Origin of the sequence: Actinomyces culturomici, assembly GCF_900499005.1 — a bacterium.
Taxonomy (GTDB): Bacteria; Actinomycetota; Actinomycetes; order Actinomycetales; family Actinomycetaceae; genus Pauljensenia; species Pauljensenia culturomici.
In genome coordinates, this window is sequence record NZ_LS991316.1 from 695109 (window position 1) to 719977 (window position 24869).

The window sequence follows — 24869 nt, forward strand, 5'->3', positions numbered from 1 at the left end:
GCAGCTCACGGGGCCTTCGTCCTGCTTCTGAGTGCGAATCGGCGAAAGTCTCGGACGATGCGCTGCACGTATGTGCGCAAGGCGTGAACGATACGCTCAAACACGGATCGACGGGGCACTATGGGAGAGGCGAAGGGGCCGGTATCACCGCGCCCACAGCACGCAACGCGAAGGGACCGAAGGGTGAAGACGATCAACACCGACGTTGTCGTCATCGGCGGCGGATCCACCGGCGCGGGCGTCGTACGCGACGTCGCCATGCGCGGGTTCAGGACCGTACTCGTCGAGCGATACGACATCGCCCAGGGCACATCGGGGCGCTTCCACGGGCTCCTCCACTCCGGCGGGCGCTACATCGCGTCCGACCCGGAATCGGCGACCGAGTGCGCCGAGGAGAACGAAATCGTCAAGCGCATCAACTCCAACGCCGTCGAGGCGACCGGCGGCCTGTTCGTCGTCACCTCGCAGGACGACGAGGAGTACGCGGACAAATTCCTCGAGCGCGCGGCCGCCGCGAAGGTCCCCGCTCAGGAGATCTCCGTCGCGGAGGCGCTCAAGCGCGAACCCCGCCTCGACCCGAAGCTCAAGAGGGCCTTCGAGGTCCTCGACGGCTCCGTCGACGGCTGGCAGATGGTGTGGGGCGCCGTCCGCTCCGCCGAGGCCTACGGCGCCGAGATCCTCACCTACCACAAGGTGACGAAGATCGAGCGCGAGGGCGACCGCATCAGCGCCGTCATCGTCCACGACCTGCGCACCGGCGAGGACACCCGCATCGAGTGCCGCTTCGTCCTCAACTGCGGCGGCCCCTGGGCCGGCAAGATCGCGGCCCTCGCCGACTGCCACGGCGTCGACGTCGTCCCCGGCGCCGGCATCATGATCGCGATGAACTTCCGCCTCACGCAGACGGTCCTCAACCGCTGCATCTGGCCCGCCGACGGCGACATCATCGTCCCCGACCATCCGGTCTGCATCATCGGTACGACCGACCTCAAGGTCGACGACCCCGACAAGCTCCAGATCCCCGCCGACCAGGTCCAGCAGATGCTCGACGCCGGCGAGGCCATGGTCCCCGGGTTCCGCAAGTCCCGCGCCCTCCACGCCTGGGCCGGCGCCCGCCCGCTCGTCAAGGACTCGCGCGTCGCCGCCACCGACACGCGCCACATGGCGCGCGGCATGAGCGTCATCGACCACAACGCCCGCGACGGCGTCACCGGCATGCTCACCATCGCCGGCGGCAAGCTCACGACCTACCGCCTCATGGCCGAGCGCATCGTCGACATCATGTGCGACGAGATGGGCGAGAAGCGCGAGTGCACAACGGCAGGCGAGGCCGTGCCCGCGGCCGCAGACCAGAAGCTCTACACGATCGGGCACCGCCTCGAGAGCGTCGAGCACAACAACGTCTCGCCGAGCCACGACCAGATCATCTGCGAGTGCGAGCTCGTCACGAGGAAGATGCTCGAGAAGACGATGGACGCCCTTCCGGGCGGCCAGCTCGACGACGTCCGGCGCCAGGTCCGACTCGGCATGGGCCCCTGCCAGGGCGGCTTCTGCTCCCAGCGTGCGACCGGCATCGCCCATGAGCGCGGGCACATCGACTCCGTCGAGGCGAACGACCTGTTCAAGACCTTCCTCAAGAACAGGTGGATCGGCCTGTGGCCGATCATGTACGGCAAGCAGCTCCGCCAGACGGCCCTCGACAACTGGATCCACGAGGGGACGCTCGACGTGGAGCACCTCCCCGAACCGGAGCCCGCACCCGAACCCGCCACCGAATCCGTGAAGGAGGACGTCCGATGAGAGACGCCGTCGTCATCGGCGCCGGCCTCGCCGGCCTCGCCGCCGCACTCCGCCTCGCCCGCGGGGGAGCGAGCGTCACGCTCGTCACCAAGGGCATCGGCGGGCTCCAGCTCTCCCAGGGCACCGTCGACCTCCTCGGCTACTCCGAGACGCGCGTCGACGCGCCCCTCGCCGCGATCCCCGAGCACGTCGCGACCCGTCCGACCCACCCCTACGCGCACTTCGCGCCCGAGGACGTCGCCGCCGCCGCGAACTGGCTGAAGGACGTCGTCGGACCTGACCTCCTCGTCGGCGACCCCGCCGAGAACGTCCTCATCCCGACCTCGGTCGGGGCCCTGCGCCCGACGAGCCTCTACCAGCCCTCGATGGCCGCCGGGATCCCCGCCGCGGGGAAGTCCTACTGCATCGTCGGCCTCTCCCGGCTCAAGGACTTCTCCCCGACGCTCATCGCCGAGAACCTCGCCCGCCAGAACGGCCCGGACGGGACACCGATCGCGGCCCGCTCGCTCATCGTCGACGTCGAGATCCGCCCCGGCGAGATCGACACCACGGGCACGAACCACGCGCGCGCCCTCGACGGGGCCGCGATGCGCGAGAAGTTCGCCGCCGCCATCGCACCGCACCTGCGCGACGGAGAGATCGTCGGCCTGCCTGCGGTCCTCGGCCTCAACGATCTGAGTGCCTGGAAGGACATCGCCGAGCGGCTTGGCCACGAAGTCTTCGAGATCCCGATGCAGCCGCCGTCGGTCCCCGGCATGCGCCTCAACCAGGCGCTCACCGAGCTCGTCAAGCACGAGGCGCGCTTCATCCTCGGCTCGCCCGTCGTCGGCGTCGAGGCCGCGGACGGCGTCGTCAAGGCCGTGACGATCAAGACGGCCGGGCGCCCGACCCGCATCGAGACGAAGGCCGTCGTCCTCGCCGGCGGCGGATTCGAATCCGGCGCCCTCGACATGGATTCCTACGGGACAGTCACCGAGGCGATCCTCGGCCTGCCCGTCCTCGGCGCGGAGGGCCAGCTCCTCCACGGCGACTTCTGGGGATCCGACCAGCCCGTCTTCCTCGCCGGCCTCGACGTCGACGACGAGATGCGCCCGCTCGGCGCCGACAAGGCGCCCGTCTACTCCAACGTCTACGCCGCCGGCGGCAACCTCGCCGGCGCCACCCGTTGGCGCGAGAAGTCCGGAGAGGGCATCGCCCTCGTCTCCGCGCTCCGCGCAGCCGACCAGATCCTCGGGAGCCTCGCATGACCATCGAAGAAATGAACGTCCTCAGCCTGACGGACGAGGACTTCGGCCTCCGCTCGACCCTCGACGCCTGCGTGAAGTGCACGATCTGCGAGACCCAGTGCCCGGTCATGCGCGTGACGGACCTGTTCCCCGGCCCGAAGTACTCCGGACCCCAGGCCGAGCGCTACCGCAAGGCCGGCCAGATCGTCGACTCGTCGATCGACTACTGCTCGTCGTGCGGCACGTGCTCTCTCGTCTGCCCACAGGGCGTCAAGGTCACCGAGATGATCCACCACGCCCGCACGGACATGAAGAAGGAGAAGGGCATCCCGGTCCGCGACCACCTCATCGGCCGCACGGGCTTCATCGGCACCGTCATGACGCCGGTCGCCCCGATCGCGAACTGGGCGCTCGACGTCAAGCCGATCCGCATCGCCATGGAGAAGGTCATCGGCGTCCACCGCTCGGCCCCGATGCCGCGCGCCGCGGGCCGGACCTTCGAGGGCTGGTTCAAGAAGCACACGCCGCTCCCGCAGTCGGGCACCAAGGGGCAGGTGATCTTCTTCCACGGGTGCGCCGGCCAGTACTTCGAGGTCGAGACCTCGATCCACTCGGTCCAGGTCCTCGAGCACCTCGGGTACGAAGTCCTCGTCCCGCCGCACGGCTGCTGCGGCCTCGCCCTCCAGTCGAACGGCCTCTATGACGAGTCGCGCAAGTACGTCTCGAAGCTCACCGAGGACCTGCGCAAGGCGAACCGTAACGCGCCGATCATCTCGGCGTCCGGCTCCTGCGCGGGCATGCTCCGCCACGAGGCGAACGAGATCCTCGAGATGGACACCCCCGAGCTCAAGGACGTCGGCTCGCGCATGTGGGACATCTGCGAGTTCCTCATGCACCTTCATGAGGTGGGCGAGCTCGATCTCAACTTCCAGCGGATCGACGTCACCATCCCGTATCACGCCCCCTGCCAGCTGAAGTCCCAGGGGCTCGGCCTCCCGGCCATCGAACTCATGGAGCTCATACCGGGCGTCACGGTCAAGGAGTCGAACCAGCCGTGCTGCGGCATCGCCGGCACCTNGGACGTCGGCTCGCGCATGTGGGACATCTGCGAGTTCCTCATGCACCTTCATGAGGTGGGCGAGCTCGATCTCAACTTCCAGCGGATCGACGTCACCATCCCGTATCACGCCCCCTGCCAGCTGAAGTCCCAGGGGCTCGGCCTCCCGGCCATCGAACTCATGGAGCTCATACCGGGCGTCACGGTCAAGGAGTCGAACCAGCCGTGCTGCGGCATCGCCGGCACCTATGGCATGAAGAAGGAGAAGTACGACATTGCCCAGGCGGTCGGCAAGCCCGTCTTCGACTTCATCAAGCAGGTGAACGTCGAGCTCGCGGCGTGTGACACGGAGACCTGCCGTTGGCAGCTGCGCACCGCTACCGGCGCGAACGTCGTCCACCCGATCTGGCTCATCCACAAGGCCTACGGACTGCACTGAGCAGGCCGTGCCCGCCCGACGCCCATCCCGCCTTAAAGACGATCGATGGGTGCCAGCTGTCGCTTTCTGGGAGAAGAGCCGGAATCGGATCCCGATTCGGTGTCGAAGGTTCATCAAAGCTTGTGATCGATCACTCTTTGTGGGCATCATGCAGACATTAGACGTCCTGAAGAGAAGAGATCTCTGATGAACTCGATGAACTCCTCGACCCGCAAGAAGACATTGATCCGGCTCCTCGCCTGTGTGGCAGCCCTCGGCCTCGTCCTGTCCGGATGCGCCAGCGGACGCTCCGCCTCCATCGTTGAGCCTGCGGTGGGGACGAGTACCGTTGTCCCGGGGGACGTCACAGCCGAGGGCGATGCTGTTGGCGACGCTTGGGGGAAAGCGTCCGGCGTCAATACGACTGCCAGCGATGCGGAGGGTACCGGTTCGCAGCTCTCCATCGACCAGCAGATCATCGTCACCGGCGAGATGACCCTCAAGGTTGATGACCCCAAGAAGACCGTGGACGACGTCAAGAAGATCGTCGTCGACGCCAAGGGTAAGGTCTCGTACTCATCGCTGAACTCCAACGAGTACGACCTATCCGGCGTCATGACGGTGCGCGTGCAAGCGGACCGGTACGACGCCGTCGTCGCCGACATCGCAAACCTCGGCGAGATCACCAAGCAGACGATGGACGCTCAGGACGTCGGCGCAGAGGTCGCTGACCTTGATGCGCGGATCAAGGCGCTCGAGGCTTCAATTGCCCGTCTCACCGACCTCATGAAGAATGCGGAGACGACCAGCGACCTCATTGAAGCCGAATCCGAACTCACTGAGCGCCAGAGCCAGCTTGATGGTCTCAATGCTCAGCGCGCCTGGTACGCCGATCAAGTGTCCTATTCGACTCTGAACCTGCACATCGACACGCCCACCATACTCACCGGTGGCGCATCGGGCTCGGTGTGGGAGCAATCCTGGGACACCTTCGTCAGGGGCCTCGGCGGCGTGCTCTTCTTCCTCGTCATGTTGCTGCCGTGGCTGATCGTCATCGTTCCCGTCGTCCTGCTCCTGGTGTGGTGGTGCCGTCGCCGTAAGATGCGCCGTGCCGTTGCTCCCCCTACGCCCCCGTTGGTGTCGCCCGCCGCTGCGAAACCCGGTGGCGATGCCGCGCCCGTGAGCGTGCAGGCCGTCGGCCTCGCGCCGACGCCTCTCGACGATCCTGGGACTGTGGACGATGGTGTGTCCTGCGATCAGACTGATTCTGAATCGGCCTCCGCGTCGGATAACGAGTAGGTTGAGCGTTGATCCTCGATCCGATTGTCACTGCGTTGGACCTGAGCTACGTGCGCGTCGCCGAGGAACGCGATCGCTTCTTGATCGCGGGGGAGGTGATTGGCGTAGGCGAGGATGAGACCTTCTTACAATCGCTAAACAGCGATATGATCGCGTTATGACGATTAAAGACTTTGAAACCACACGTGGACCCGCCTTCGAGGTGAGTGAATCTCAGGCCGTGCTCTTCCATGCTCTATCGGATCCGGGACGCCTCGCACTACTGCGTCACCTCTCTTCCGGTGAACACCGGGTTCGCGATCTCGTCGACCACATGCATCTTGCTCAATCGACCGTCAGCAAGCACCTCGCATGCCTCAAGGACTGCGGCCTCGTCACCGTTCGTCCTGAAGGCCGCGCTTCCTGGTTCTGCCTGGCCGACGAGCCTCGTCTTGCCGAACTCTTGGGCGTAGCCGAGCGGATACTCGAAGCGTCCGGAGCCGTCCTCGACTCGAAGACCCACTACGACGCGGACGGAGACTGACCATGTCTGACGAATACGATGGACACGACAAGCTCTCTGGCGAACATACGCATGGCGGACACTCTCATGCGGGTCATTCTCACGGTGCCGGAGCCTCGCATACACGCCTGATCGTCGCCTTCGCCATCACCTGTGGCATCGTCATCGCCCAGCTGCTGGGCAGCTGGATCACCGGATCCCTCGCCCTGCTCACCGACACCGCCCACGCGATTGTTGACGCATCTGGATTGGCCCTCGCCCTGGCCGCCTCCACCATCGCCCGGCGCCCCGCCACCGGCGCGCGCACCTGGGGCCTTAGACGCATCGAGGTGATCGCCGCCCTCGCCCAGTCGATTCTGCTCATCGTCGTCGGCGTCTACACGGCCGTTGAAGGTATTGCCCGACTCGCCGACCCGCCCGAGATTATGGGGACGGAACTGCTCGTCTTCGGCGTCATCGGGATGATCGCCAATGTCGCCTCTGTTGCCGTGCTGTCGGGCGGGCGGGACGCCAGCCTCAATATGCGGGCTGCGTTCCTGGAAGTCCTCAACGATGCCCTCGGATCTCTGGGCGTCATCGTTGCCGCCCTGGCCATCCGTCATACGGGCTTCGATCGGGCCGATGCGATCGCTGGCCTGTTCATAGCCACCCTCATCGTGCCCAGAGCCTTGACGATCCTCCGCCAGACGCTGGCCATCCTCATGGAATTCGCTCCCTCCGGTGTCGACCTTGAGGAGGTGCGAGGACACATACTCGCCCTCGAGCACGTCGAGGACGTCCACGACCTGCACGCCAGCGTCATCGGCACGGGCCTGCCGATCATCTCCGCACACGTCGTCGTGGGGGAGAACTGTTTCGAGACCACCCACGCGCTTTCGATCCTCCAGGAAGTGCGCGAATGCGTGGCCACACACTTTCCCGTAGCCTTCGAGCATTCGACGATCCAGCTGGAGACCGCCAGCGTCCACGCGGCAGAACCGCATTGCGCGGTGGACGCCTGACGAACAAACCCGCGCCTGGCGGAGCACTCTGGGCCACAACGCGGTGGAGAACGACGAATCCCCCTGTGCACACCGTTGAAAGCGGTGTGCACAGGGGGATTCGCTCGCTATGGGCTACTGCGCGTTGAGCGCGGCGGTCGGGGAGGTCTTCGACGCGCGGATAGCCGGATACAAGCCAGCAATCGCGCCGATGACGACCGTCACGCCGAGACCGGCCCCGATCACCCATGCGGGCAGTGAGAAGGGCCATGAGTTCACCAACGACATTCCACCGGTGACGCTCACTCCGATGACGCAGCCGAGTGCTCCGCCGAGGAACGAGAGGAGCAGGGCTTCGGCGATGAACTGAATGAGGATGTGAGTGCGCTTGGCTCCCAGTGCTCGCCTCAAACCGATCTCACGGCGCCGTTCGAGCACGGAGATGATCATCGTGTTGGCAACTCCGATTCCACCGACGAGCAGGGCGATGGATCCGACTCCCGCGAGAAGAGTCGTGAACGCCTGATTCGCAGCATTCTTAGCGGCGAGCGCATCCGAGGGTCGCGACACCTCGACGGCGGTGGGCGCCTGTGGATTGAGCGTCGGTCCGAGGAGTTCGCGGACCTTCGCTACCGCATCATCACTGGATCGCTCATAAATGGTCGTCGGACGCATGTCTTGACCGAATGCGGAATGAGCATTGTCCTGACCGATGAGTGCCGAGGAGTCGAGCTCGGGGGCAAGGACCACCGGCTTCAGAATGCCAATGACGGTGTAGAGCGAGTCGCCGAGCCAGATCTGCGATCCGGGGGAGACCACTCCAAGGCGCGCGGCGGCCGTCGCACCGAGGACCGCCGTCGGGTACGAACCCGTTGCTTTGTTGAGCCACGTGCCCTTATCGAGTTCGCCAGCGACCACGTCGAGGAGGCGTTCATCGGCGGCGAGCGCCTCAATGCCGCCGGTCGCCTGCTTGTTAGAAAGAGACGAACGGTAGACATTTGCGGGAAGCTTCTGCGTTGACGATGCCGCCTCGACTCCGTCAATGAGGAGTGTTCGCCCGACGGCGTCCTCGGAGAACTTCGTTTGCTTACCGGCGAGGTCGGAGCCTGCGGTCGCCGTCAGCATGTTGGTCCCCAGCGCATCGAGTTGATTGGCGAGTTGAGCGCGTGAGGATAGAGAGATCCCGATGACGGCGATCATCGCGGCGATGCCGATGGCGATGCCCAGCGCCGACAGGAGCGCTCGAGTCGGACGCGCGCGAATTCCAGTGGAGGCGAGTCGCACGACATCGGAACCGCGCAGGTGCGAAGCAAGGCGAGTGTCGGATCGTGACATCAGGCGCTCTCCTCCAGCGAATCGTTCTGCGAATCGGACACGATGCGTCCGTCGCGGATCATGACACGACGCGGCAAGCGGGCCGCCAGATCATTGTCGTGCGTGATGACGACGATGCTCGTGCCCTCGGCGTGCAGACTGTGGAGCAGCTCGACGATGGACTCACCGGAGCGGGAGTCAAGATTCCCCGTCGGCTCATCTGCCAGGAGCAAAGGCGGGTTCGAGACGACGGCGCGGGCGATTGCCACGCGCTGGCGCTCGCCGCCCGACATCTGGTGGGGACGGTGATCGAGACGGTGCGCAAGACCGACGCGCTCCAATGCCTCGCGCGCCTTTTGGCGGCGGACCGATCGAGGAACCCCGAGGTAGAGCATTCCGTCGGCCACATTGTCGAGGGCGGAAGAACCCTCGGCGAGGTGGAACTGCTGGAACACGAAGCCGATCGAGTGCGCGCGCAGCGCCGACAATTCGGCGTCTGACAGGGTCGAGACATCAACGCCGTTGATGCTGACGACTCCCGAGGACGGACGATCGAGAGTCCCAATGAGGTTGAGCAATGTGGACTTGCCCGACCCGGAGGGCCCGACGATCGCGACGAACTCGCCGGACTCGACGCGCAGGTTCACACCCGCACAGGCAGCCACGGGAGGGTCGCCGTACAAGCGTTTCACCTGATCCAATTCGATAATGGCGCTCACTGCTTCGGCACCACCACTGAATCACCCTCGGCGATGCCCTCGCCGCTGATCTCGACGCGTCCTGCGGCGAACAGGCCGGTCGTCACGGGGACCTTCTTCGTTGTTCCATCCGGATTGACGACCTCCACGCCGAAGGTCTTGGAGTCCAGGGCGATGAGCGCACTCACCGGAACGTGCAGGACGTTCTCCTTCGACTCGGACGGCAGTCCGATGGTGATCGAGGCCTCTTGGAAAGCGCTGGTCTTTTCCGGATCATCGGGCGTGATCGTCACGGGGATGATGCGGGTCTTCTGGTCGGAAGACTCCGAGGATTTCTTATCCGTGGGTGTGCCGACGGTTGCGATCTTCCCGGTCGTCGTCGTCCCGTCGGGCAGGTGAAGGCTCGCCTCGCGACCAATGGTCGCCAGGGACTGATTCGCGAGGGGGATTTCGGCCTCAACGGTCTGGGTGGTCGACGTCGCCTTGTACAGTTCGGCGCCGACTGAGGTTCGATCACCGGGACGGACGCTCAACTGGCCGACTCGCAGGTCATGGGGCTCGAAGACGATGCGTCCCAGAGGGATGGTGCCGGTCTGCGTGAGCCCGTTCGCCTTCTGCCAAGCGACGACCGCCTTGCGGGTCACCCAGTCAAAGCGATTATCCGGTTCGTCCTCGAAGAACCCCAGCTCCTTCAACGCTGTCTCCAGCTGGTGGATGTCTTCACCATTCGTCGAGTCGATGTTCAGCTCGCGCCATGCTGGCGTTGAACCGTGCATGAGGTAGGAGGGCTCGTCGCCGACTTCTGCGAGTTCCTGCCCCTGTTCGATGATGTCACCGGGCTTCGGCAAAGACGTGACGACGCCGTCGAATCCGGAGGCGACGCCGTGCGAATTCGAGTAGCAAAGGGTCGCGGTCAGAGAGGTCTCTCCCGACAGGGTGCCCTTGGCGATCTTCTCGGTCGAACCGGTGAAGCTCTGTGCCTCGGAGTCGGCGGCCTGGGTCTGCCCGTAGTAGTGGGTCCCTATTGCGGCTCCGCTGCCAGCGAGGACGAGGAAGGCGATCGTTGCGGCTACAGCCCATTTCTTCTTCGAGCGACGCGGCTCAACTGGCGTCGCGGAGTTCTTCTGATCATGCGCCATAGTGGTACTGCTCACTTGATGTCCTCAACCGTCGACAAGCACTTCTCAACCTCTTCCTTGGGAACATTGTTGAAGACGATGCCTTCGCCAGCCTTCGGATCGGGGACGTCGAAGCCCTTCTTGCGCAGGCACTCTGCCGTCTTGATGCCGATCTCCGTGAGGTCTGCCCCGGCAGAACCGTCCGCATCGGTTACCGGTGCGGGACCGAGCTTGTCGGTGCACTTCTGAAGGGCCTTGTCGAAAGCGGCCTGGTCGATGTCGGCGGGGATCTGATCGTCCTGGTCCGGCTTGGGATCAGGGATGTCGATCCCGGAATCGCGCAAGCATTGGCGGAAGGCCAGGGTGTAGTCCTCGGAGGCGCTCGCCGAGGACGACGACGAAGAGGAGGACGGGGATGAGCCGGAGGACTGCTGCGAGGACTGAGGGCCTGACGAGCAGGCCGCCAATGCGACCATCAGGGCGAGCGCGGAAGCAGAGGTGGCGAGCTTGCTGCGAGTCTTCAACGGATTCTCCTTGTTGTTCTCATGCCTCGTTGATTCCTTGTTGATCGCTGAGGCGAAATCTGTACCGGGCAACCGGCGATGGCAGTATTTGACACGATGAGGTGTTGCGAGAGTGTTGCTCTTTTTGCTTATGTTTTCGAAACACTGAGGGAATACTCTGAAGAGGCGTGGTTGTTCAACGGCGCGGAGACGGAGACGCGCAGAGGGGGAGTATGAGGGTTCTGGTGGTCGAGGACGAGGTGTTCCTCGCCGACGCCGTTGCGCGGGGCCTCAGGCATGAATCGATGGCGGTGGATGTCGTTTACGATGGCGAGGATGCTCTCGACCGCATCTCGATGACGGACTACGACGTCGTTGTCCTCGACCGTGACCTTCCCGGCGTACACGGCGACGATGTGTGCAAGGAATTGGCCCTGACGTGTCCGGGAACACGTGTGCTCATGCTCACTGCTGCGCGAACGCTCGACGATAAGGTGAGCGGTCTGGAGATGGGGGCGGACGACTACCTCGTCAAACCTTTCGAGTTTCCAGAACTCGTCGCCCGAATTCGTGCCCTTGAGCGTCGTATCGCCCCTGCGCGCCAACCCGTTCTCGAAGGCTATGGGGTCAGCTTGGACCCGTTCCGGCACGAAGTGACGCGCGATGGTCGCTTCGTGCGTTTGAGCCCGAAGGAATTCGCCGTGCTCGCAGTACTTATGGAGGCTGACGGGGGAGTGCTGAGTGGAGAAACCCTTTTGGAGAAGGCTTGGGACGAGAACGCCAACCCGCTGACGAATGCGATCCGCGTGACGATCTCGCATCTGAGGCGCCGCTTGGGCGAGCCCTGGGTCATTCAAACCGTTCCCGGACGCGGATATCGCTTCGGACGATGAGCAGAATGTCGATTCGCCCTTCGCGAGTGAGAAGGACGCTGATGGGACATCATGAAACGCGCTTGCGTGACGGCGCGCGGCACAGTCGAAGGCTCCCTCTGCGCATGTCACTGACCTTGACCTATACGGGACTGGTGACTCTGTCGGGCGGATGCCTCATCGCGGTCGTCTACGCGTACATGAGATTCGTCCCATTTCAACTGTCCTTGGGCTCGCCGAGTGATGGAGGAGTCCTCGACATCAGTCTGCAGCTCACTCTCTTCAACGAGTTCCTCGACGCCCTGCTCGCGTCCTCGCTCGTCGCCCTTCTCATTCTTGCGCTTGTGTCGGCGGCTGTGAGCTGGTTCGTCGCTGGGCGCGTCCTGACTCCCGTGGCGACCGTGGCAGACGCCGCACGACGCGTCGCGCAGGGAAACCTCGACGAACCGGTTGCATTGGGCGGCCCACACGACGAGATTCGAGACCTGTCGGATGCCTTCGATGCGATGCAGGAATCCGTGAAGGCGTCCATTGGAACGCATCGGCGCTTCGCGGCCAATGCGTCGCATGAACTGCGCACCCCGCTGGCGACGATTCAAACCCTCGTCGACGTCACTTTGAGCGACCCTCAAGTGACCGCTGATGATTTCCGAGACGTTCTGGGCAAGATCCGGCAGGTCAATTCGGCGAACGCCGAGACCCTTGATGCCTTGCTCGATCTGTCAGACGCACAGATGGGGACGCTCAATCGTGAGCTTGTTGATCTCGCGGGCATCATGCGCGAGTCTCTGTCTCCGCTGAAGCAGCAGATGGCTGCGAAGAACTTGAGAGTCAGCACATACCTGACGTCGATGATGGTCGAAGGTGACCATGTGCTGTTGCGGCAGGCATTGTCGAACCTCGTCCGAAATGCGATCGTTCATAATGTCGACGGGGGGATGATCGACATCACGGTCTGTTCCTACGGCCACCACGGTGACACCGCGCGGGTGTCGGTCAGCAATGACGGCCCTCGCGTAGATCCCGCGCGCGTGAGCGAATTCGTCGAGCCGTTCGTCAAAGCGAGCGGGCGTTCATCGACGCGCGACAATGGGCATGGGTTGGGACTGGCCATCACACAGACGATCGCCGACGCGCATCATGCGACGCTGACTCTGACCCCCCGTGTAGAGGGTGGAATGCTCGTATTCTTCGACATGTCGGCGGCGACTTCGGACTTGCCCCAATCTGACGATGGCGGCCCTGCTCCAACCTGATGAGGACGGCCCCGCCTCAATCTGACGATGGCGGCTCCGCTCCAATCTGGCACGCAGGGCGGGTATGCGCCAAACTTGGCTCCGCTGAACTCGCCCGTATGCTCGCCTGGCGCGAGGAAGGCGAGCTCTGCGTGAGCGCGGCTAGGCGCGATGTTCGGGGAGGTTGTTCAGTTTTCGTGATTGGTGGTTGCTTTCCAGTCGTGGTGTGGGGCCTGTGGTGTTTGTGGAAGTGGATCATCCAGTCGGGCAGGGCCGCGAGGTGGCTTACCTGTGAGGGATAGGGCTTCGTGAAGGCCCATCCTTCGTCCAGGGTGTGGCGCAACAGCGGAAACCTTTACACACACACCGCCCAAGCAGCAACACCCTCCCTCACATTCACACTCCCGAACCGCAGCCCTTCAACCAAGCTCCCCGATCGGCACACCAGCCGCGCCGCGTTGACCTCGAATACAACACGAGGGTGGTGTGCGCTTGAATCAGCGCACACCACCCTCAATGGCGACCAGCAGCCTACTGGTCAGGGGTTGCCAGGACTACTTAGCGCCATGTTGTGCACCAGGGGTAGCCCGGCTTTGGCGACGCTGTGAGATCAAGAAAGCACCGGAGCCAAGCAGAGCCAGGGCAGCACCCGAAAGGAGACCGACCTGCGCACCGGTTCGAGCAAGGCTGACCTTCTTAGGGTCCTCAGGCGTGAGGGGTTTCGGAATTTCCGCATACACCCAGGTACCAGTGAACTTAGCGTCACCCTTGGCGATGGTCAGTTCCGTGTTGTCCCACGACTGGAAGCTCCAGAATCCGTCATGGGTCGGGTCCTTGACCGGGTCAGCCTTGAACTCGCCAGGCTTGACAGTCGCCTTATTGAGAACGCCAGCCCGGTCAGCCGGAGTCAGGTCAGTGACATCCTTCGGCAGGTTCATGCCCTCAGTACCCGAGATGAACTCATGCGCCACCGTGTACGTGTTGGCTGTGAAGGTCCACGTGCCAATGAAATGCGCGTCACCCTTGTTGATCTTCTTTGAATTCTCATCCCAGCCGGTGAATACCCAGATGCCGTCGTTGACATCGTCTTCGTAATCGGTGGCATCGAACGTTTCGGGTTCAACGATTGTGCCGCTGGTCTTGCCCGTCTGGTCGGCAGGTGCCCGTTTGGTGAGGACTTCTGGCAGGTCGATGCCTTTGGTGCCGGAGATGAAACGGTGTGTCACCTTGTATGCGTTGGGTGTGAAATCCCAGGCCCCATAAATCGTCGTGTCCTGAGTGATCTTGAAATCATCTGCGACGGTCTTGAGTGATTCATCTGTGAACCAGCCCTTGAATTCCCAGGTTCCGTCAACTTCGCCTTTCAGCGTCGACGTAGTCATCAGAGGTTCCGCAATGGTCACTTCAGAATTGTGCTCGAGACCTGCCTGTCCTACGGGCACGGCCGTGACGGAGTCGGCAGGCGGAGCGTCATTGACAATCCGGTAATTCACGGAATGGGTCACGTGCTGCTTGTAAAGAGTGATCGAGGCAGTCGCATGTTCTTTATTTTGTGGGTGCTTGTAGTTTAAAGATCCTGGGCCGATGCTGTGAATAACGCTGCGACCGGGGCCGTCGAAGTACGTGTAGGTGAAGGAATCGGTCTCCGTCAACCTAAAGATCGCCCAGTATTCGCGGTCCTTCCCATCATCATTAAGGTCGCGAGAGTAAGGGGTATTCCTCACGCTACCAAAGAACTCGCTTTGCGGATCGGTGTCCTCGACAAGTCTATTGCCGTGGAGAGTTGCGACGGTCTTCTCTTCTTCGATGCGGACACCCTGGTTCTCATCCACGTCGGCAAAGACCAGTAGGGGGGTAATCTTGATGGGGTCCACGGTTCCGTGTGCAAGGAAATCAACTTGAATCGTGATGTCGTAGTCGCCGTAATTCAGGCTAAGGTCTGCTGCCTTGTTGTTCAATAGGCCAATCTTTGAAAGGGTGATCTCGTCGACCTCGAAATGGTTGCTGGTCGCATAAGGCTCCGGTGTCGCAACTGCCTTCACCAGTTTGAATTTGAGGTCGATCCACTTTCCAGACTTGGGGTCTTGAAGCACGTTGTAGAAGGTCCAGCTATCGCCGACGTGGATTTTTCCCTTCGCATTCAAAGCCATCCCGGCTTCATCGAGCGAGAAAGGGTGTTCGGGATCTGCTGCGGGTGTGACTACTGCCAGGTTCGTTAAATCTTCGCCAAGATTCAGTTTGCTGACGTCCCAGTCGGTTTTTGCCCCGAACATGGCCACAATGGTGGCATTGACGTCGTCTTCAAATTTCTTATTGTATTCTTTCTGTTTCGCGATCGCATCGTCGAGTGTGGCGATCTGTTCGGCATTCAGGCTCTCAAGCTTGCTCTTCGCGGTGGCGGCGTCGCTGCTTGGCGCTGCTTTCAACTCGGCGTTTGTCTCGTTAACAGTGATGCCCAGAGCTTTGGCTTCCTCAATCTTGTTCTGAAGATCATCCGCGTTATCCGCGACGATGTAACCTTTGTTGTCCCACGTCGGTGTGGTCGTGTTGGGCGAAGTTGTGGTTGTTAGTTGGCTAGTTGCGGGGGGGGGCGATGGCTTGTGCTACTCCTGTGGGGGCGAGACTGATGGTTAGGAGTGTCGCCGTGGCCAGTGTGGCGAGCCTGCGTTTGAGCGGGGATAGCGTCATAGTTTTAAGCTCCTGAAGAGAACCGAGGGAGTGGGTGTGCTACAAGTATAGCTCTCAGGGTGCCTTGAGCTACCGGAGTGCTGCGCCACCAGGAAATTCGCTGGCCGGTGCCCCGTGGTGGGGGCCTGTTCACCCGCAGTGAAGCGATCCGCAATGCCCACATTGTGGACGCCGGGCTGGATGCGCTCGAGGAACTGGTGGATGTACCGGGAGTGTTCGTCGAGTTCAGCCTCGAGCACGTCGCTGAGCTTGCCGATTGCGCATCGGGCGCGCCTGCTCGTAGGCGTAGGTGGCGTGACGGGGCTGGTACTCATCGTCACGCGCGCAACGGCGTGAATGACGCGGCTTGTCGTGCGGTGGCGTCGCTGATGAATGAGGGAGGCGACGGAAACTCCACGCGAATGCTCAGAGATCTTGTGTTTCAGCAAGGGGCTTTCTCCGGGTGTAGGAGACCCCACGCGGACGTCGGCTCGCGCATGTGGGACATCTGCGAGTTCCTCATGCACCTTCATGAGGTGGGCGAGCTCGATCTCAACTTCCAGCGGATCGACGTCACCATCCCGTATCACGCCCCCTGCCAGCTGAAGTCCCAGGGCCTCGGCCTCCCGGCCATCGAACTCATGGAGCTCATCCCGGGCGTCACGGTCAAGGAGTCGAACCAGCCGTGCTGCGGCATCGCCGGCACCTATGGCATGAAGAAGGAGAAGTACGACATCGCCCAGGCGGTCGGCAAGCCGGTCTTCGACTTCATCAAGCAGGTGAACGTCGAGCTCGAGGCGTGTGACACGGAGACCTGCCGTTGGCAGCTGCGCACCGATACCGGCGCGAACGTCGTCCACCCGATCTGGCTCATTCACAAGGCCTACGGACTGCACTGAAAGGCGAAATCCTCGTCCCTCTTCACCCCTTACGGGGACGAGGTCGCGGCGCCGGCGGGAATCCTCCCGCCGGCGCCGTCGCGTTCCGCTCCTGTGCGTACCGATTCGGGAGCATTCGCGCAGAAGCGGTTCCCCTCGCCCGCGCTCTCGGGGACACTGGTGGAAACCGACTCGAGGAGGAGCCATGCACGCCCGTCCCCACCGTGATTCTGACCGAGCTCGCCTCCCGCGGTCCGGGCGCTCGCGCGGCGCCGGAGCGCTCGCCGCGTCCGCCCTCGCCCTCTCGCTCGCCCTCGGGCTGTCGGGCTGCGGCGCCGCGGGAGGCTCGAACGCATCGAGCGCCGTCGGCGAGTCCTCCGCCGACTCGGCCGCGGTCGTCGGTCCGGGCTGCGCGTCCGATTCCTCGGTCGGAGCCCCGGACTCAGGATCGACGAGCGCCGCCGCCGACCGGGCGCAGTCGAACGACTCGTCGGCGATCATCGTCACCGGGTACATGCGGCTCGACGTCGACGATCCCGCGAAGACGATGGAGGAGGCCGGCCGAATCGTCGAGGATGCCGACGGATCGGTCGCCTCGACGAACCTCGTCGCCGATTCGGGCGCGCCCTACGCCTCGGCGACCTTCAAGATCCCGGCCGAGACCTTCGAGGCGACGCGCGAGAAGCTCGCGTCGCTCGGGCGGGTGAGCGAGCAGTCGACGTCCTCGAGCGACGTCGGCGCGGAGGTCGCCGACCTCGACGCCCGGATCGCTGCCCTCAAGGCCTCGATCGAACGCCTCACGGCCCTCATCGACAAGGCGGAGACGACTGCTGACCTCATCGAGGCCGAGCGCGAGCTCACCGACCGCCAGGCCGAACTCGACGGACTCAACGCCCAGCGCGCCTGGTACGCGGATCGGGTCTCCTATTCGGCGCTCGACGTCGAATTCCGCTCGACCTCGGTCGTCCCCGCGGCCTCGGGCTCGGCCTGGGAACGCTCGTGGAGCGTGTTCCTCGCCGGGATCTCCGGCATCGCATACGCGCTCATCATGGCCGCCCCGTGGCTCCTCCTCTTCGCGCCGCTCGTCGCGCTCGCCTGGTGGATCGGCAGGCGGGCCCGCGGCCCGAAGACGCCGAAGCGGGCGCCCGCGGACGGCGACGCGGGTGCGGGGGCCTCCGAAGACGTCGGCCTCCGTCCGCTTCCCCTCGACGAGGACGCCGCCCCGCCCTCGTCGATGGAAGGTCCGAGCGAGCCGGCGGCGCAGGGGCATACCCTGAGGTCGCAGGGCGCGTCCGAAGGCGACGCGCCGCAACCCGAGGAGACGCCATGAGCAAGACCGTCCGCCGCGCCGTCGTCACCGGAGCCTCGACCGGAATCGGGGAGGCGACCGTGCGGGGGCTGCGCGCCCTCGGATGGGACGTCGTCGCGGTCGCCAGGCGCGAGGAGCGTCTCGCCGCCCTCGCCGCCGAGACCGGATGCTCCTACGTCGCCGCCGACCTCACCGACGAGCGCCAGGTCGCCGATATGGCGGCGACGGTCCTCGAGGGCGGGCCCGTCGACGCCCTCGTCAACAACGCCGGAGGCGCCATCGGCGTCGACAGGGTCGCCGACGCCGACCCCGAGCGCTGGGCCGCGATGTACGACCGCAACGTCATGACGGCGCTGCGCTGCACGACCGCGTTCCTTCCCGGAATGCGCGAGCGCGGGGGCGACGTCGTCTTCCTCACCTCGACCGCGGGCCACGACACCTACCCGGGCGGCGGAGGGTACGTCGCCGCGAAGCACGCCGAGCGGATCATCGCGAACACGCTGCGCCAGGAGCTCGTCGGCGAGCCCGTCCGGATCATCGAGATCGCCCCCGGCATGGTGAAGACCCCCGAGTTCTCCCTCAACCGGCTCGGCTCCCAGGAGGCCGCGGACAAGGTGTACGAGGGCGTCGCCGAGCCCCTCGTCGCCGAGGACATCGCCGACGCGATCATCTGGACGCTCACGCGGCCCGCGCACGTCAACATCGACTCGATGATCGTCCGGCCCGTCGCGCAGGCGACGAACACACTGGTCGCGCGCAAGGGCTGAGACGTGTCCGGTTGGAGGATCCTCGCGATCCTGGCCCTCGTCGGCCTCGCGATCGTCGTACTCGACCGGATCGGCCTGTGGGCCGAGGAACGCGGCTGGATCTATTGGCGCAAGCGCCAGTCGAAGTCGGCGGCCGCGGCGTTCGACGCCCTCAACCGGGTCTACAACCCCGCCCACGAGTACTTCCTCGAGGAGAAGGAGCGCGAGAAGATCCTCCCCATCGAGGTCGAGTCCGGCGCGCCGCCGATCTCCGTCCCGATGCCCGATCTCGACGCCGAGGCGACGAAGGACGACTAGTCGAGGCCCGGCCTGCGCCGCTGCGCCTTGAGGTCGGAGCGCATCCGCTTGGCGGCGAGCCTCCGGTACTTCGACGCGCGGGTCGGCTTCGTCGCGCGCCGGGGGATCTCGGGGGCGAGGGCGGCGCGCAGGAGGGCCGCGAGGCGCTCGCGCGCGGCCTTGCGATTCGCGAACTGCGAGCGGTGCTCGGAGGCGGTGACGAGGAGGACCGTCCCCGTGAGCCGTCCCGCGAGGGAGGCGAGGGCCCGTTCGCGCTGCCGCTCGTCGAGGGCAGAGCTCGCGGCGACGTCGAAGGCGAGTTGGACGCGCGAGTCCGAGGTGTTGACCCCCTGGCCGCCGGGGCCGGAGGAGTGCGTGAAGCGCTCATCGAGCTCGGAAGCGGGAACGACGAGTCCCTTCGGGCAGCCCGGTCCCGGTTCGATGCGCAGATCCTCCATGCTGGCAGTGTGCGCCGTGGGGCCGGGCGCCGACAAGCGGCGCCCGGCCCCGGGTGCTCACAGACGGTCGGCGACCTGCTCCATGTCCTTGTCGCCGCGGCCCGAGAGGTTGACGAGGAGCAGCGGCCCCTCGGCGTCCGGGCCGTTCGCCTCGACGAACTCGCGGGCGATCTTCAGCGCCTGGGCGACGGCGTGCGAGGACTCCATCGCCGGGATGATCCCCTCGGAGCGGGAGAGCGCCTTGAAGGCGTCGAGCGCCTCCTCGTCGGTGATGCCGACGTAGTGGACGCGGCCCGTTTCGGCGAGCATCGCGTGCTCGGGCCCGACCGAGGGGTAGTCGAGTCCGGCGGAGATCGAGTGGGACGGGAGGACCTCGCCCTCGTCGGAGAGCATGACGAAGGAGCGCATCCCGTGGAGCGAGCCGATGCGGCCCGCGCAGATCGGGGCGCCGTGCTCGGGGGTGTCGAGGCCCTTGCCCGCGGGCTCGACGCCGATGAGTTCGACCTCGGGATCGTCGAGGTAGTGGGCGAAGGCGCCGATCGCGTTCGAGCCGCCGCCGACGGCGGCGAGCACCGCGTCGGGCAGACGCCCGTGCTCGGCGAGCATCTGGGCGCGCGACTCCTTCGAGATCACGGATTGGAACTCGCGGACGATCGTCGGGAAGGGGTGGGGGCCGGTCGCCGAGCCGAGGAGGTAGAAGGTGTCGGCGAGGCGCGTGCACCACTCCTCGAGGGCCTCGTCGATGGCGTCCTTGAGGCCGGCCGACCCGCGGGTGACGGGGACGACGGTCGCGCCCATGAGCTCCATGCGCTCGACGTTCGGCTTCTGGCGGGCGACGTCGTGGGCGCCCATGTAGATCGTGCACTCGAGACCCATGAGGGCGGCGACCATCGCGGTCGCGGTGCCGTGCTGGCCGGCGCCGGTCTCGGCGATGAGGCGCTTCTTCCCCATGCGCTTGGCGAGGAGCGCCTGCCCGAGGACGTTGTTGCCCTTGTGGGCGCCGCCGTGGGCGAGGTCCTCGCGCTTGAGAACGATGCGCGCGCCGCCGCCGATCGGGAGATTCCGGCACTCGAAGATCGGGGTCGCGCGCCCGAGGTAGGTCCGGCGCAGTTCGTCGAGCTCCTCGTGGAAGGACGGGTCGGCCATCGCCTCGACGTAGGCGGCCTCGAGCTCGTCGAGGGCGGGGAGGAAGAAGTCGGGGACCTCCTGCCCGCCGAAGCGCCCGAAGAAGGCGGGGAGCAAGGTGTCGCGGACGGTCGCGTCGGGGAGACCCTCGATGGGGCCGGTGGGGAGTCGGTTGGCGGTGGGGGCGGCGCCCGCGGGCTCGGTCGTCGCGGTCGTGTCGGTCATGGGGTTCTCCTTGTGTTCGAGCGGCGGCGAGCGCGACAACAGAAAAGCCCGCCGACGTTGGCGGGCTGCGAAATGGGGACGATGATCAGCGGCTCGCCAAAGAGGAGAGCCACCACCAGGAGCGGGTACTGATCGTCGTCACGCCTCGCACCCTAGCGGCGCGGGCGTGACCTCCGCCACCTCCATCCGGATCGTGGTCGTCCCGTCGCGGTGTCCCGGTCCTCGGCGTTCGGCGATCGACGAGGTCGGGGCGGCGCCTCCTCCCGATCGGCGCGGATGCGCCCGTGGGCGCAGGGGATCAGATCCACCCCTTCTCGCGCGCGGCCTCGACGGCCGCGTGCCTGTTCGGAACGCCGAGCTTCGTCATCGCGCTCGAAAGATAGTTGCGGACCGTGCCGGGGGAGAGGCAGGCGCGCTCGGCGATCTCGTCGACGGGAGCGCCCTCGGCGGCGAGTTCGAGGACGTCGGCCTCGCGGGGCGTGAGGGGCGAGTCGCCGGCCGCGATGGCCTCGGCGGAGAGCTCGGGGTCGACGTAGCGCTGCCCCTCGGCGAGGCGGCGGATGATGCGGGAGAGTTCCTTCGCCGAGGTCGTCTTCGGGACGAAGCCGCGGGCGCCCGCCTCGAGGGCGCGCTTGAGGTAGCCGGGCCTTGCATGGCTCGTGAGGATGAGGCAGCGGGTGTCGGGGCTCGACGCCGCGACCCGCTCGACGATCTCGATCCCGTCCGCGCCGGGCATCTGGAGGTCGAGGAGCGCGACCTCGGGGCGAGTCGCCTCGATGAGGGCGATCGCCTCGGTGCCCGAGGCGGCAACGCCGACGACCTCGAGGTCGGGTTGGAGCCCGAGGAGCGACTCGAGGGCGTCGCGCAGGAGCGTCTCGTCGTCGGCGATGACGATGCGGATCACCGCGGGCTCCTCTCCTCGTGCGGTCCCGGCCCTGGGGCGGGGGTCTGCTCCGATCATCGCGCGGATCCTCGCGCGGCGCCCGGGGCCGCGCCGTCCGGGTGGGAGCCCGAATCCGCGGGCGCCGTCGCGGTCAGCCTGAAGCCCCCGGCTCCCGCGCTCCAGTCGAGGGTCCCGCCCTCGTCCTCGAGCCTGGCGCGCAGGGACGCGAGCCCCGAGCCGTCGGAGTCCGCGAGTGCATCGGGCGCGCCGTCGTTCGTCATCTCCGCGCGGGCGAGCCCGTCGACGACCTCGAAGCGGAGGAGCGCGGACGTCGCGCGCGAGTGGCGCACGATGTTCGTCGCGGCTTCGCGGACGACGAGGGCGAGGAGGGGCGCGGCCGGGTCGGGGACCGATGAGGGATCGCCGACGATGCGGACGCCGACGCCGGCCGAGGCGAGGAGCGAGGCGGCGCCAGCGACCTCGGCTCCGAGGTCGGGGGTGCGGTATCCGGCGAGCGTCGCGCGCACCTCCCTGAGGGCCGAATCGGCGAGCTCCTGGACGGCGCGGGCCTCCGCGGCGGCGCGCGGCGCGCCCTCCGCCTCGGCCAGCTCGGCGGCGAGGTCCGACTTCAGCGCGACGGCCGTGAGCGTGCGGCCGAAGAGGTCGTGGAGATCGCGGGCGATGCGCAGGCGCTCCTCGGCGACGGCGAGATCGGCGCGCATGAGGTCGAGGCGCTCCTGCGAGCCGACCGACTCGAGGACGGAGATCGACCAGCGCATCGCCGGGACGAGGAACAGGAGGAGGAGCGCGGTCGGCATCGCCGCCGCGATGAGGACCGCTCCGACGTTCACGCCGGGCACGGGATGCAAGAAGTGGGCGAGGCCCGTGCCGCCGACGACGAGTCCCGTGCCCACGAGACCTGCGGCCGCGGAGCGCCATCCGGGGAAGGCTGAGAGAAGACCGAGCGTCGGCAGGATCAAGGCGAGCGTCACCGGCGACATCGCGAGCTCGGACGGGGTGAAGCCGAGCACCGCGAAGACGAGGGAGGCCGCGTAGAGCCCGAGATCGGAGAGAAGGAATCGGGTGCGCGCGGGCCGCCCGTCGACCGCCGCGTCGACGAGGTCGCGCAGCGTGAGGGCGGAGCAGAAGGCGAGGACCGTCTGGACTGCGAGGGTCGCGAGAGTCCACGCCGTGATCCGCTCGAGACCGGCGACTACGCCGGCGAGGACCAGGGGCCAGAGCGCGTAGAGCGCGTAGAACGACCACAGCGAGTAGTCGCGCAGGCGTCGCGTGCCCGCGCCGATCCGCGTCGGCGCGGTCGCGGTCGCGCGCACGGTCCTCATGCTCCCCATCATTGCAGGTCCCGCCCCGTCCTCGTCAGCGGCGCCGCTCGAAGCGCATCGTCGCGCGCGCGAGGAGAACGGCAGCGAGCGTCCACGCCGTGAGGATCGCGAGGGGGCGGGCGGCATGCGTCCAGGTGTCGAGGAATCCGAGCCCGGAGACGTCGCCGGCGGCGTTCCCGCCGAGGAGGCCGAGGACGATGAGGTCGCTCATCGCGTGCAGCGGCGTCGACTCGAGGGCGAGGCGCGCTGGGCCCGGGAGGAACGCGAAGCTGAAGAGAGTCCCGGAGGTGAAGAGCAAGCCGAGGAAGACCGGCGCGGTCGTGAACTGCGCGGCTCCGACCGAGCTCGTCCACGAGCTCGTCCACGCTGCGAGCGCCGCGAGGAGAACGGTTCCGAGTCCGATCGCGAGGAGAGGGAGGATCGGGTTGACGAGGGGGAGCTCGAAGAGGACGACGTGCGCGGCGAGCGCGCCGAGAAGAATCTGGACGATCGCGATGAACGCGGACGGGACGCAGGCGGCGATGAAGGCCTCCCAGGGCGTCGCCATGCCGGTCGACATGCGTTGGAAGACGCCCTCATCGCGCCTCGCGACGCCGATCGTCGTCGTGTTCTGGTAGACGACCATGAGGAGCGCCCAGGAGGCGAGCATCGCGACGAGGAACGCTGCGAAGGCCGGGCCCGTCAACGAGTCGCCGAGCATCGGGCCGATGAGGACGACCATGAGCGACCCCATGACGAGGGCGGGGGCGAGGAGGACGGGACGGCGCAGGTAGAGGAGCGACTCGGCGCGCGAGATCGCGAGGATGCGGGTGGCGGCGGTGGGCATGGGAGTCTCCTTGGGGATGTGCTCGGATCAAGCTCGGGGCGCGGGGGCCGCGCCGGGACCATCGATGGGGAAACCGGGGCGAACCGCGGGGGAGCTGTGCCCGCCGGCTTCAGCGCCGGCGAGAGAGAGGAAGGCGTCCTCGAGTCCCGCGGCGCGCGCGTCGAGCCCATCGATCCGGATGCCGCGTCGGGCGGCCTCGGCGAAGAGAGCGGCGAGGGTCGCATCGAGGTCCCGGGTATCGACGAGGACGCGGCCGCGCTCACGCGCGGGGACCCCGAGAACGCCCGGAAGAGAAGCGAGGAGCGCGTCGTCGAGCGCCGGATTCTCGGTGAACTCGATGCGCGAGGGACGGGCCGCGCCCAGCGAGCGGGCATCGCCCTCGGCGATGATCCGACCGTCGCGCATGACGAGGACGCGGTCGGCGAGGCGCTCGGCCTCCTCCATGTAGTGGGTCGTGAGGAGGATGGAGACGCCCTCGTCGATCATCGCGGCGACGAGGTCCCAGGTGCGACGACGCGACGCCGGATCGAGGCCCGTCGTCGGCTCGTCGAGGAAGAGGAGCTCGGGGCGCCCGAGGATCGCCATCGCGAGGTCGAGGCGGCGCTGCTCGCCGCCCGAGAGGGCGCCGACCCGGACGGAGGCCCGATGGGCGAGGTCGGTGAGCGCGAGGGCCTCGTCGATCGGGCGCGGGGCGGGCAGCGTCCCCGCCCACATCCTCAAGGTTTCGGCGACCGTGAGGTCGGAGGCGAAGCCCGCCTCCTGGAGCATGATCCCGGTGCGGGCGCGGACCCCCTGGCGGTCGCGGACGGGGTCGAGCCCGAAGACGCGGACCTCGCCCGCCGAGGGGGCGGCGAGTCCTTCGAGGACCTCGACGAGGGAGGTCTTCCCCGCGCCGTTGACGCCGAGGAGCGCGACGAGCTCCCCTTTTTCAATCCGCAGTGAGACCCCGTCGACGGCGCGGAACGCGGTGCGCCCCCGTCCGTAGGTCCGTTCGATGCCGGTCGCTTCGACGACGCTCATATCGTCTCCCTTCTCTCGATGACTCCATGCTCCCGGCGGTGCGATTCGGCCGGTAGTGCGCCGAGTCACC

23 protein-coding genes and 1 pseudogene are annotated in these 24869 nt (G+C 66.1%); 13 read left to right on the plus strand and 11 right to left on the minus strand.

Annotated features, from left to right (window positions below; translation table 11 throughout):
* Positions 1–183: 183 nt before the first annotated feature.
* The 7 genes from glpA to DY157_RS03050 all read left to right on the plus strand — a co-directional run bounded on the left by glpA (position 184) and on the right by DY157_RS03050 (position 7303).
* Entirely contained in the window at positions 184–1800 is a 1617-nt protein-coding gene (glpA, locus tag DY157_RS03025) for an anaerobic glycerol-3-phosphate dehydrogenase subunit GlpA (RefSeq protein WP_115727164.1), read from the plus strand.
* A complete protein-coding gene (gene glpB, locus DY157_RS03030) occupies positions 1797–3047 on the plus strand; it encodes a glycerol-3-phosphate dehydrogenase subunit GlpB (RefSeq protein WP_115727165.1) in 1251 nt (416 codons plus the stop codon). The genes glpA and glpB overlap by 4 nt, the downstream gene beginning before the upstream one ends.
* Positions 3044–4522 (plus strand): anaerobic glycerol-3-phosphate dehydrogenase subunit C, encoded by a 1479-nt coding sequence (locus tag DY157_RS03035; RefSeq protein ID WP_160159424.1) that lies wholly within the window; start codon positions 3044–3046, stop codon positions 4520–4522. Before glpB ends, DY157_RS03035 begins: the two co-directional genes overlap by 4 nt.
* Positions 4523–4708: 186 nt before the next feature.
* Entirely contained in the window at positions 4709–5800 is a 1092-nt protein-coding gene (locus DY157_RS03040) for a DUF4349 domain-containing protein (protein WP_115727166.1), read from the plus strand.
* Between the two features lie 8 nt (positions 5801–5808).
* Positions 5809–5961 (plus strand): hypothetical protein, encoded by a 153-nt coding sequence (locus tag DY157_RS11300; protein ID WP_160159425.1) that lies wholly within the window; start codon positions 5809–5811, stop codon positions 5959–5961.
* Positions 5958–6323: an ArsR/SmtB family transcription factor gene (locus DY157_RS03045; protein WP_115727167.1), complete on the plus strand. Its 366-nt coding sequence runs from the start codon at positions 5958–5960 to the stop codon at positions 6321–6323. The genes DY157_RS11300 and DY157_RS03045 overlap by 4 nt, the downstream gene beginning before the upstream one ends.
* A gap of 2 nt (positions 6324–6325) precedes the next feature.
* The gene (locus DY157_RS03050) at positions 6326–7303 is read left to right on the plus strand and encodes a cation diffusion facilitator family transporter (RefSeq protein WP_115727168.1); all 978 of its coding nucleotides are present in this window, start codon (positions 6326–6328) and stop codon (positions 7301–7303) included.
* 114 nt (positions 7304–7417) lie between these two features.
* Here the strand turns inward: DY157_RS03050 and DY157_RS03055 are convergent, their stop codons facing one another.
* Genes DY157_RS03055 through DY157_RS03070 form a run of 4 tightly spaced genes read right to left on the minus strand, consistent with a single transcriptional unit; the run spans position 7418 to position 10936 of the window.
* Positions 7418–8617 (minus strand): ABC transporter permease, encoded by a 1200-nt coding sequence (locus tag DY157_RS03055; RefSeq protein ID WP_115727169.1) that lies wholly within the window; start codon positions 8615–8617, stop codon positions 7418–7420.
* Positions 8617–9315 carry an ABC transporter ATP-binding protein gene (locus DY157_RS03060; RefSeq protein WP_115727170.1) on the minus strand — a complete coding sequence of 233 codons (699 nt, stop codon included), beginning with the start codon at positions 9313–9315 and terminating at the stop codon, positions 8617–8619. Before DY157_RS03060 ends, DY157_RS03055 begins: the two co-directional genes overlap by 1 nt.
* On the minus strand, positions 9312–10448 hold the full coding sequence (locus DY157_RS03065; RefSeq protein ID WP_235827048.1) for an efflux RND transporter periplasmic adaptor subunit: 1137 nt from the start codon (positions 10446–10448) through the stop codon (positions 9312–9314). The genes DY157_RS03060 and DY157_RS03065 overlap by 4 nt, the downstream gene beginning before the upstream one ends.
* Positions 10445–10936, minus strand: coding sequence for a hypothetical protein (locus DY157_RS03070; RefSeq protein ID WP_115727172.1), 492 nt, complete (start codon positions 10934–10936; stop codon positions 10445–10447). The genes DY157_RS03065 and DY157_RS03070 overlap by 4 nt, the downstream gene beginning before the upstream one ends.
* A 212-nt stretch (positions 10937–11148) precedes the next feature.
* On the opposite strand from DY157_RS03070, the gene DY157_RS03075 reads away from it, so the two are divergent.
* Positions 11149–11808, plus strand: a complete 660-nt coding sequence (locus DY157_RS03075) for a response regulator transcription factor (RefSeq protein WP_115727173.1) — start codon at positions 11149–11151, stop codon at positions 11806–11808.
* A gap of 104 nt (positions 11809–11912) precedes the next feature.
* Positions 11913–13043, plus strand: a complete 1131-nt coding sequence (locus DY157_RS03080; RefSeq protein WP_160159426.1) for a sensor histidine kinase — start codon at positions 11913–11915, stop codon at positions 13041–13043.
* Positions 13044–13576: 533 nt separating this feature from the next.
* On the opposite strand, the gene DY157_RS03085 is transcribed toward DY157_RS03080, so the two are convergent.
* Complete coding sequence (locus DY157_RS03085; RefSeq protein WP_268876496.1) at positions 13577–15535, minus strand: SHIRT domain-containing protein; 1959 nt, start codon at positions 15533–15535, stop codon at positions 13577–13579.
* Between the two features lie 633 nt (positions 15536–16168).
* Between DY157_RS03085 and DY157_RS03090 the strand changes: the two are divergent.
* From DY157_RS03090 to DY157_RS03105, 4 genes and pseudogenes are all read left to right on the plus strand, one after another.
* Positions 16169–16588: pseudogene (locus tag DY157_RS03090) on the plus strand (heterodisulfide reductase-related iron-sulfur binding cluster); the annotation flags it as partial.
* A 184-nt stretch (positions 16589–16772) separates the two neighbouring features.
* The gene (locus tag DY157_RS03095; protein WP_115727176.1) at positions 16773–17897 is read left to right on the plus strand and encodes a DUF4349 domain-containing protein; all 1125 of its coding nucleotides are present in this window, start codon (positions 16773–16775) and stop codon (positions 17895–17897) included.
* A complete protein-coding gene (locus DY157_RS03100) occupies positions 17894–18643 on the plus strand; it encodes an SDR family oxidoreductase (protein WP_115727177.1) in 750 nt (249 codons plus the stop codon). Before DY157_RS03095 ends, DY157_RS03100 begins: the two co-directional genes overlap by 4 nt.
* A gap of 3 nt (positions 18644–18646) precedes the next feature.
* Complete coding sequence (locus tag DY157_RS03105; protein WP_115727178.1) at positions 18647–18940, plus strand: hypothetical protein; 294 nt, start codon at positions 18647–18649, stop codon at positions 18938–18940.
* On the opposite strand, the gene arfB is transcribed toward DY157_RS03105, so the two are convergent.
* From arfB to DY157_RS03135, 6 genes are all read right to left on the minus strand, one after another.
* The gene (gene arfB / locus DY157_RS03110) at positions 18937–19377 is read right to left on the minus strand and encodes an alternative ribosome rescue aminoacyl-tRNA hydrolase ArfB (protein ID WP_115727179.1); all 441 of its coding nucleotides are present in this window, start codon (positions 19375–19377) and stop codon (positions 18937–18939) included. The two genes, DY157_RS03105 and arfB, sit on opposite strands and share 4 nt — an antisense overlap.
* A gap of 57 nt (positions 19378–19434) precedes the next feature.
* Positions 19435–20727, minus strand: a complete 1293-nt coding sequence (gene trpB, locus DY157_RS03115; protein WP_115727180.1) for a tryptophan synthase subunit beta — start codon at positions 20725–20727, stop codon at positions 19435–19437.
* A 298-nt stretch (positions 20728–21025) separates the two neighbouring features.
* On the minus strand, positions 21026–21631 hold the full coding sequence (locus DY157_RS03120) for a response regulator transcription factor (RefSeq protein WP_235827049.1): 606 nt from the start codon (positions 21629–21631) through the stop codon (positions 21026–21028).
* Between the two features lie 53 nt (positions 21632–21684).
* Entirely contained in the window at positions 21685–22953 is a 1269-nt protein-coding gene (locus DY157_RS03125; RefSeq protein ID WP_160159428.1) for a sensor histidine kinase, read from the minus strand.
* Between the two features lie 34 nt (positions 22954–22987).
* The gene (locus DY157_RS03130; protein ID WP_115727183.1) at positions 22988–23779 is read right to left on the minus strand and encodes an ABC transporter permease; all 792 of its coding nucleotides are present in this window, start codon (positions 23777–23779) and stop codon (positions 22988–22990) included.
* A 27-nt stretch (positions 23780–23806) separates the two neighbouring features.
* Complete coding sequence (locus tag DY157_RS03135; protein WP_115727184.1) at positions 23807–24799, minus strand: ABC transporter ATP-binding protein; 993 nt, start codon at positions 24797–24799, stop codon at positions 23807–23809.
* Positions 24800–24869: the final 70 nt, after the last annotated feature.

Coding starts and splice junctions, on each gene's coding strand:
- DY157_RS03080 (WP_160159426.1), top strand. CDS start 11,913: ATGTCACTGACCTTGACCTATACGGGACTGGTGACTCTGTCGGGCGGA.
- DY157_RS03130 (WP_115727183.1), bottom strand. CDS start 23,779: ATGCCCACCGCCGCCACCCGCATCCTCGCGATCTCGCGCGCCGAGTCG.
- glpB (WP_115727165.1), top strand. CDS start 1,797: ATGAGAGACGCCGTCGTCATCGGCGCCGGCCTCGCCGGCCTCGCCGCC.
- DY157_RS03050 (WP_115727168.1), top strand. CDS start 6,326: ATGTCTGACGAATACGATGGACACGACAAGCTCTCTGGCGAACATACG.
- DY157_RS03040 (WP_115727166.1), top strand. CDS start 4,709: ATGAACTCGATGAACTCCTCGACCCGCAAGAAGACATTGATCCGGCTC.
- DY157_RS03135 (WP_115727184.1), bottom strand. CDS start 24,799: ATGAGCGTCGTCGAAGCGACCGGCATCGAACGGACCTACGGACGGGGG.
- DY157_RS03075 (WP_115727173.1), top strand. CDS start 11,149: ATGAGGGTTCTGGTGGTCGAGGACGAGGTGTTCCTCGCCGACGCCGTT.
- arfB (WP_115727179.1), bottom strand. CDS start 19,377: ATGGAGGATCTGCGCATCGAACCGGGACCGGGCTGCCCGAAGGGACTC.
- DY157_RS03055 (WP_115727169.1), bottom strand. CDS start 8,617: ATGTCACGATCCGACACTCGCCTTGCTTCGCACCTGCGCGGTTCCGAT.
- DY157_RS03045 (WP_115727167.1), top strand. CDS start 5,958: ATGACGATTAAAGACTTTGAAACCACACGTGGACCCGCCTTCGAGGTG.
- DY157_RS03095 (WP_115727176.1), top strand. CDS start 16,773: ATGCACGCCCGTCCCCACCGTGATTCTGACCGAGCTCGCCTCCCGCGG.
- DY157_RS03125 (WP_160159428.1), bottom strand. CDS start 22,953: ATGAGGACCGTGCGCGCGACCGCGACCGCGCCGACGCGGATCGGCGCG.
- DY157_RS03100 (WP_115727177.1), top strand. CDS start 17,894: ATGAGCAAGACCGTCCGCCGCGCCGTCGTCACCGGAGCCTCGACCGGA.
- trpB (WP_115727180.1), bottom strand. CDS start 20,727: ATGACCGACACGACCGCGACGACCGAGCCCGCGGGCGCCGCCCCCACC.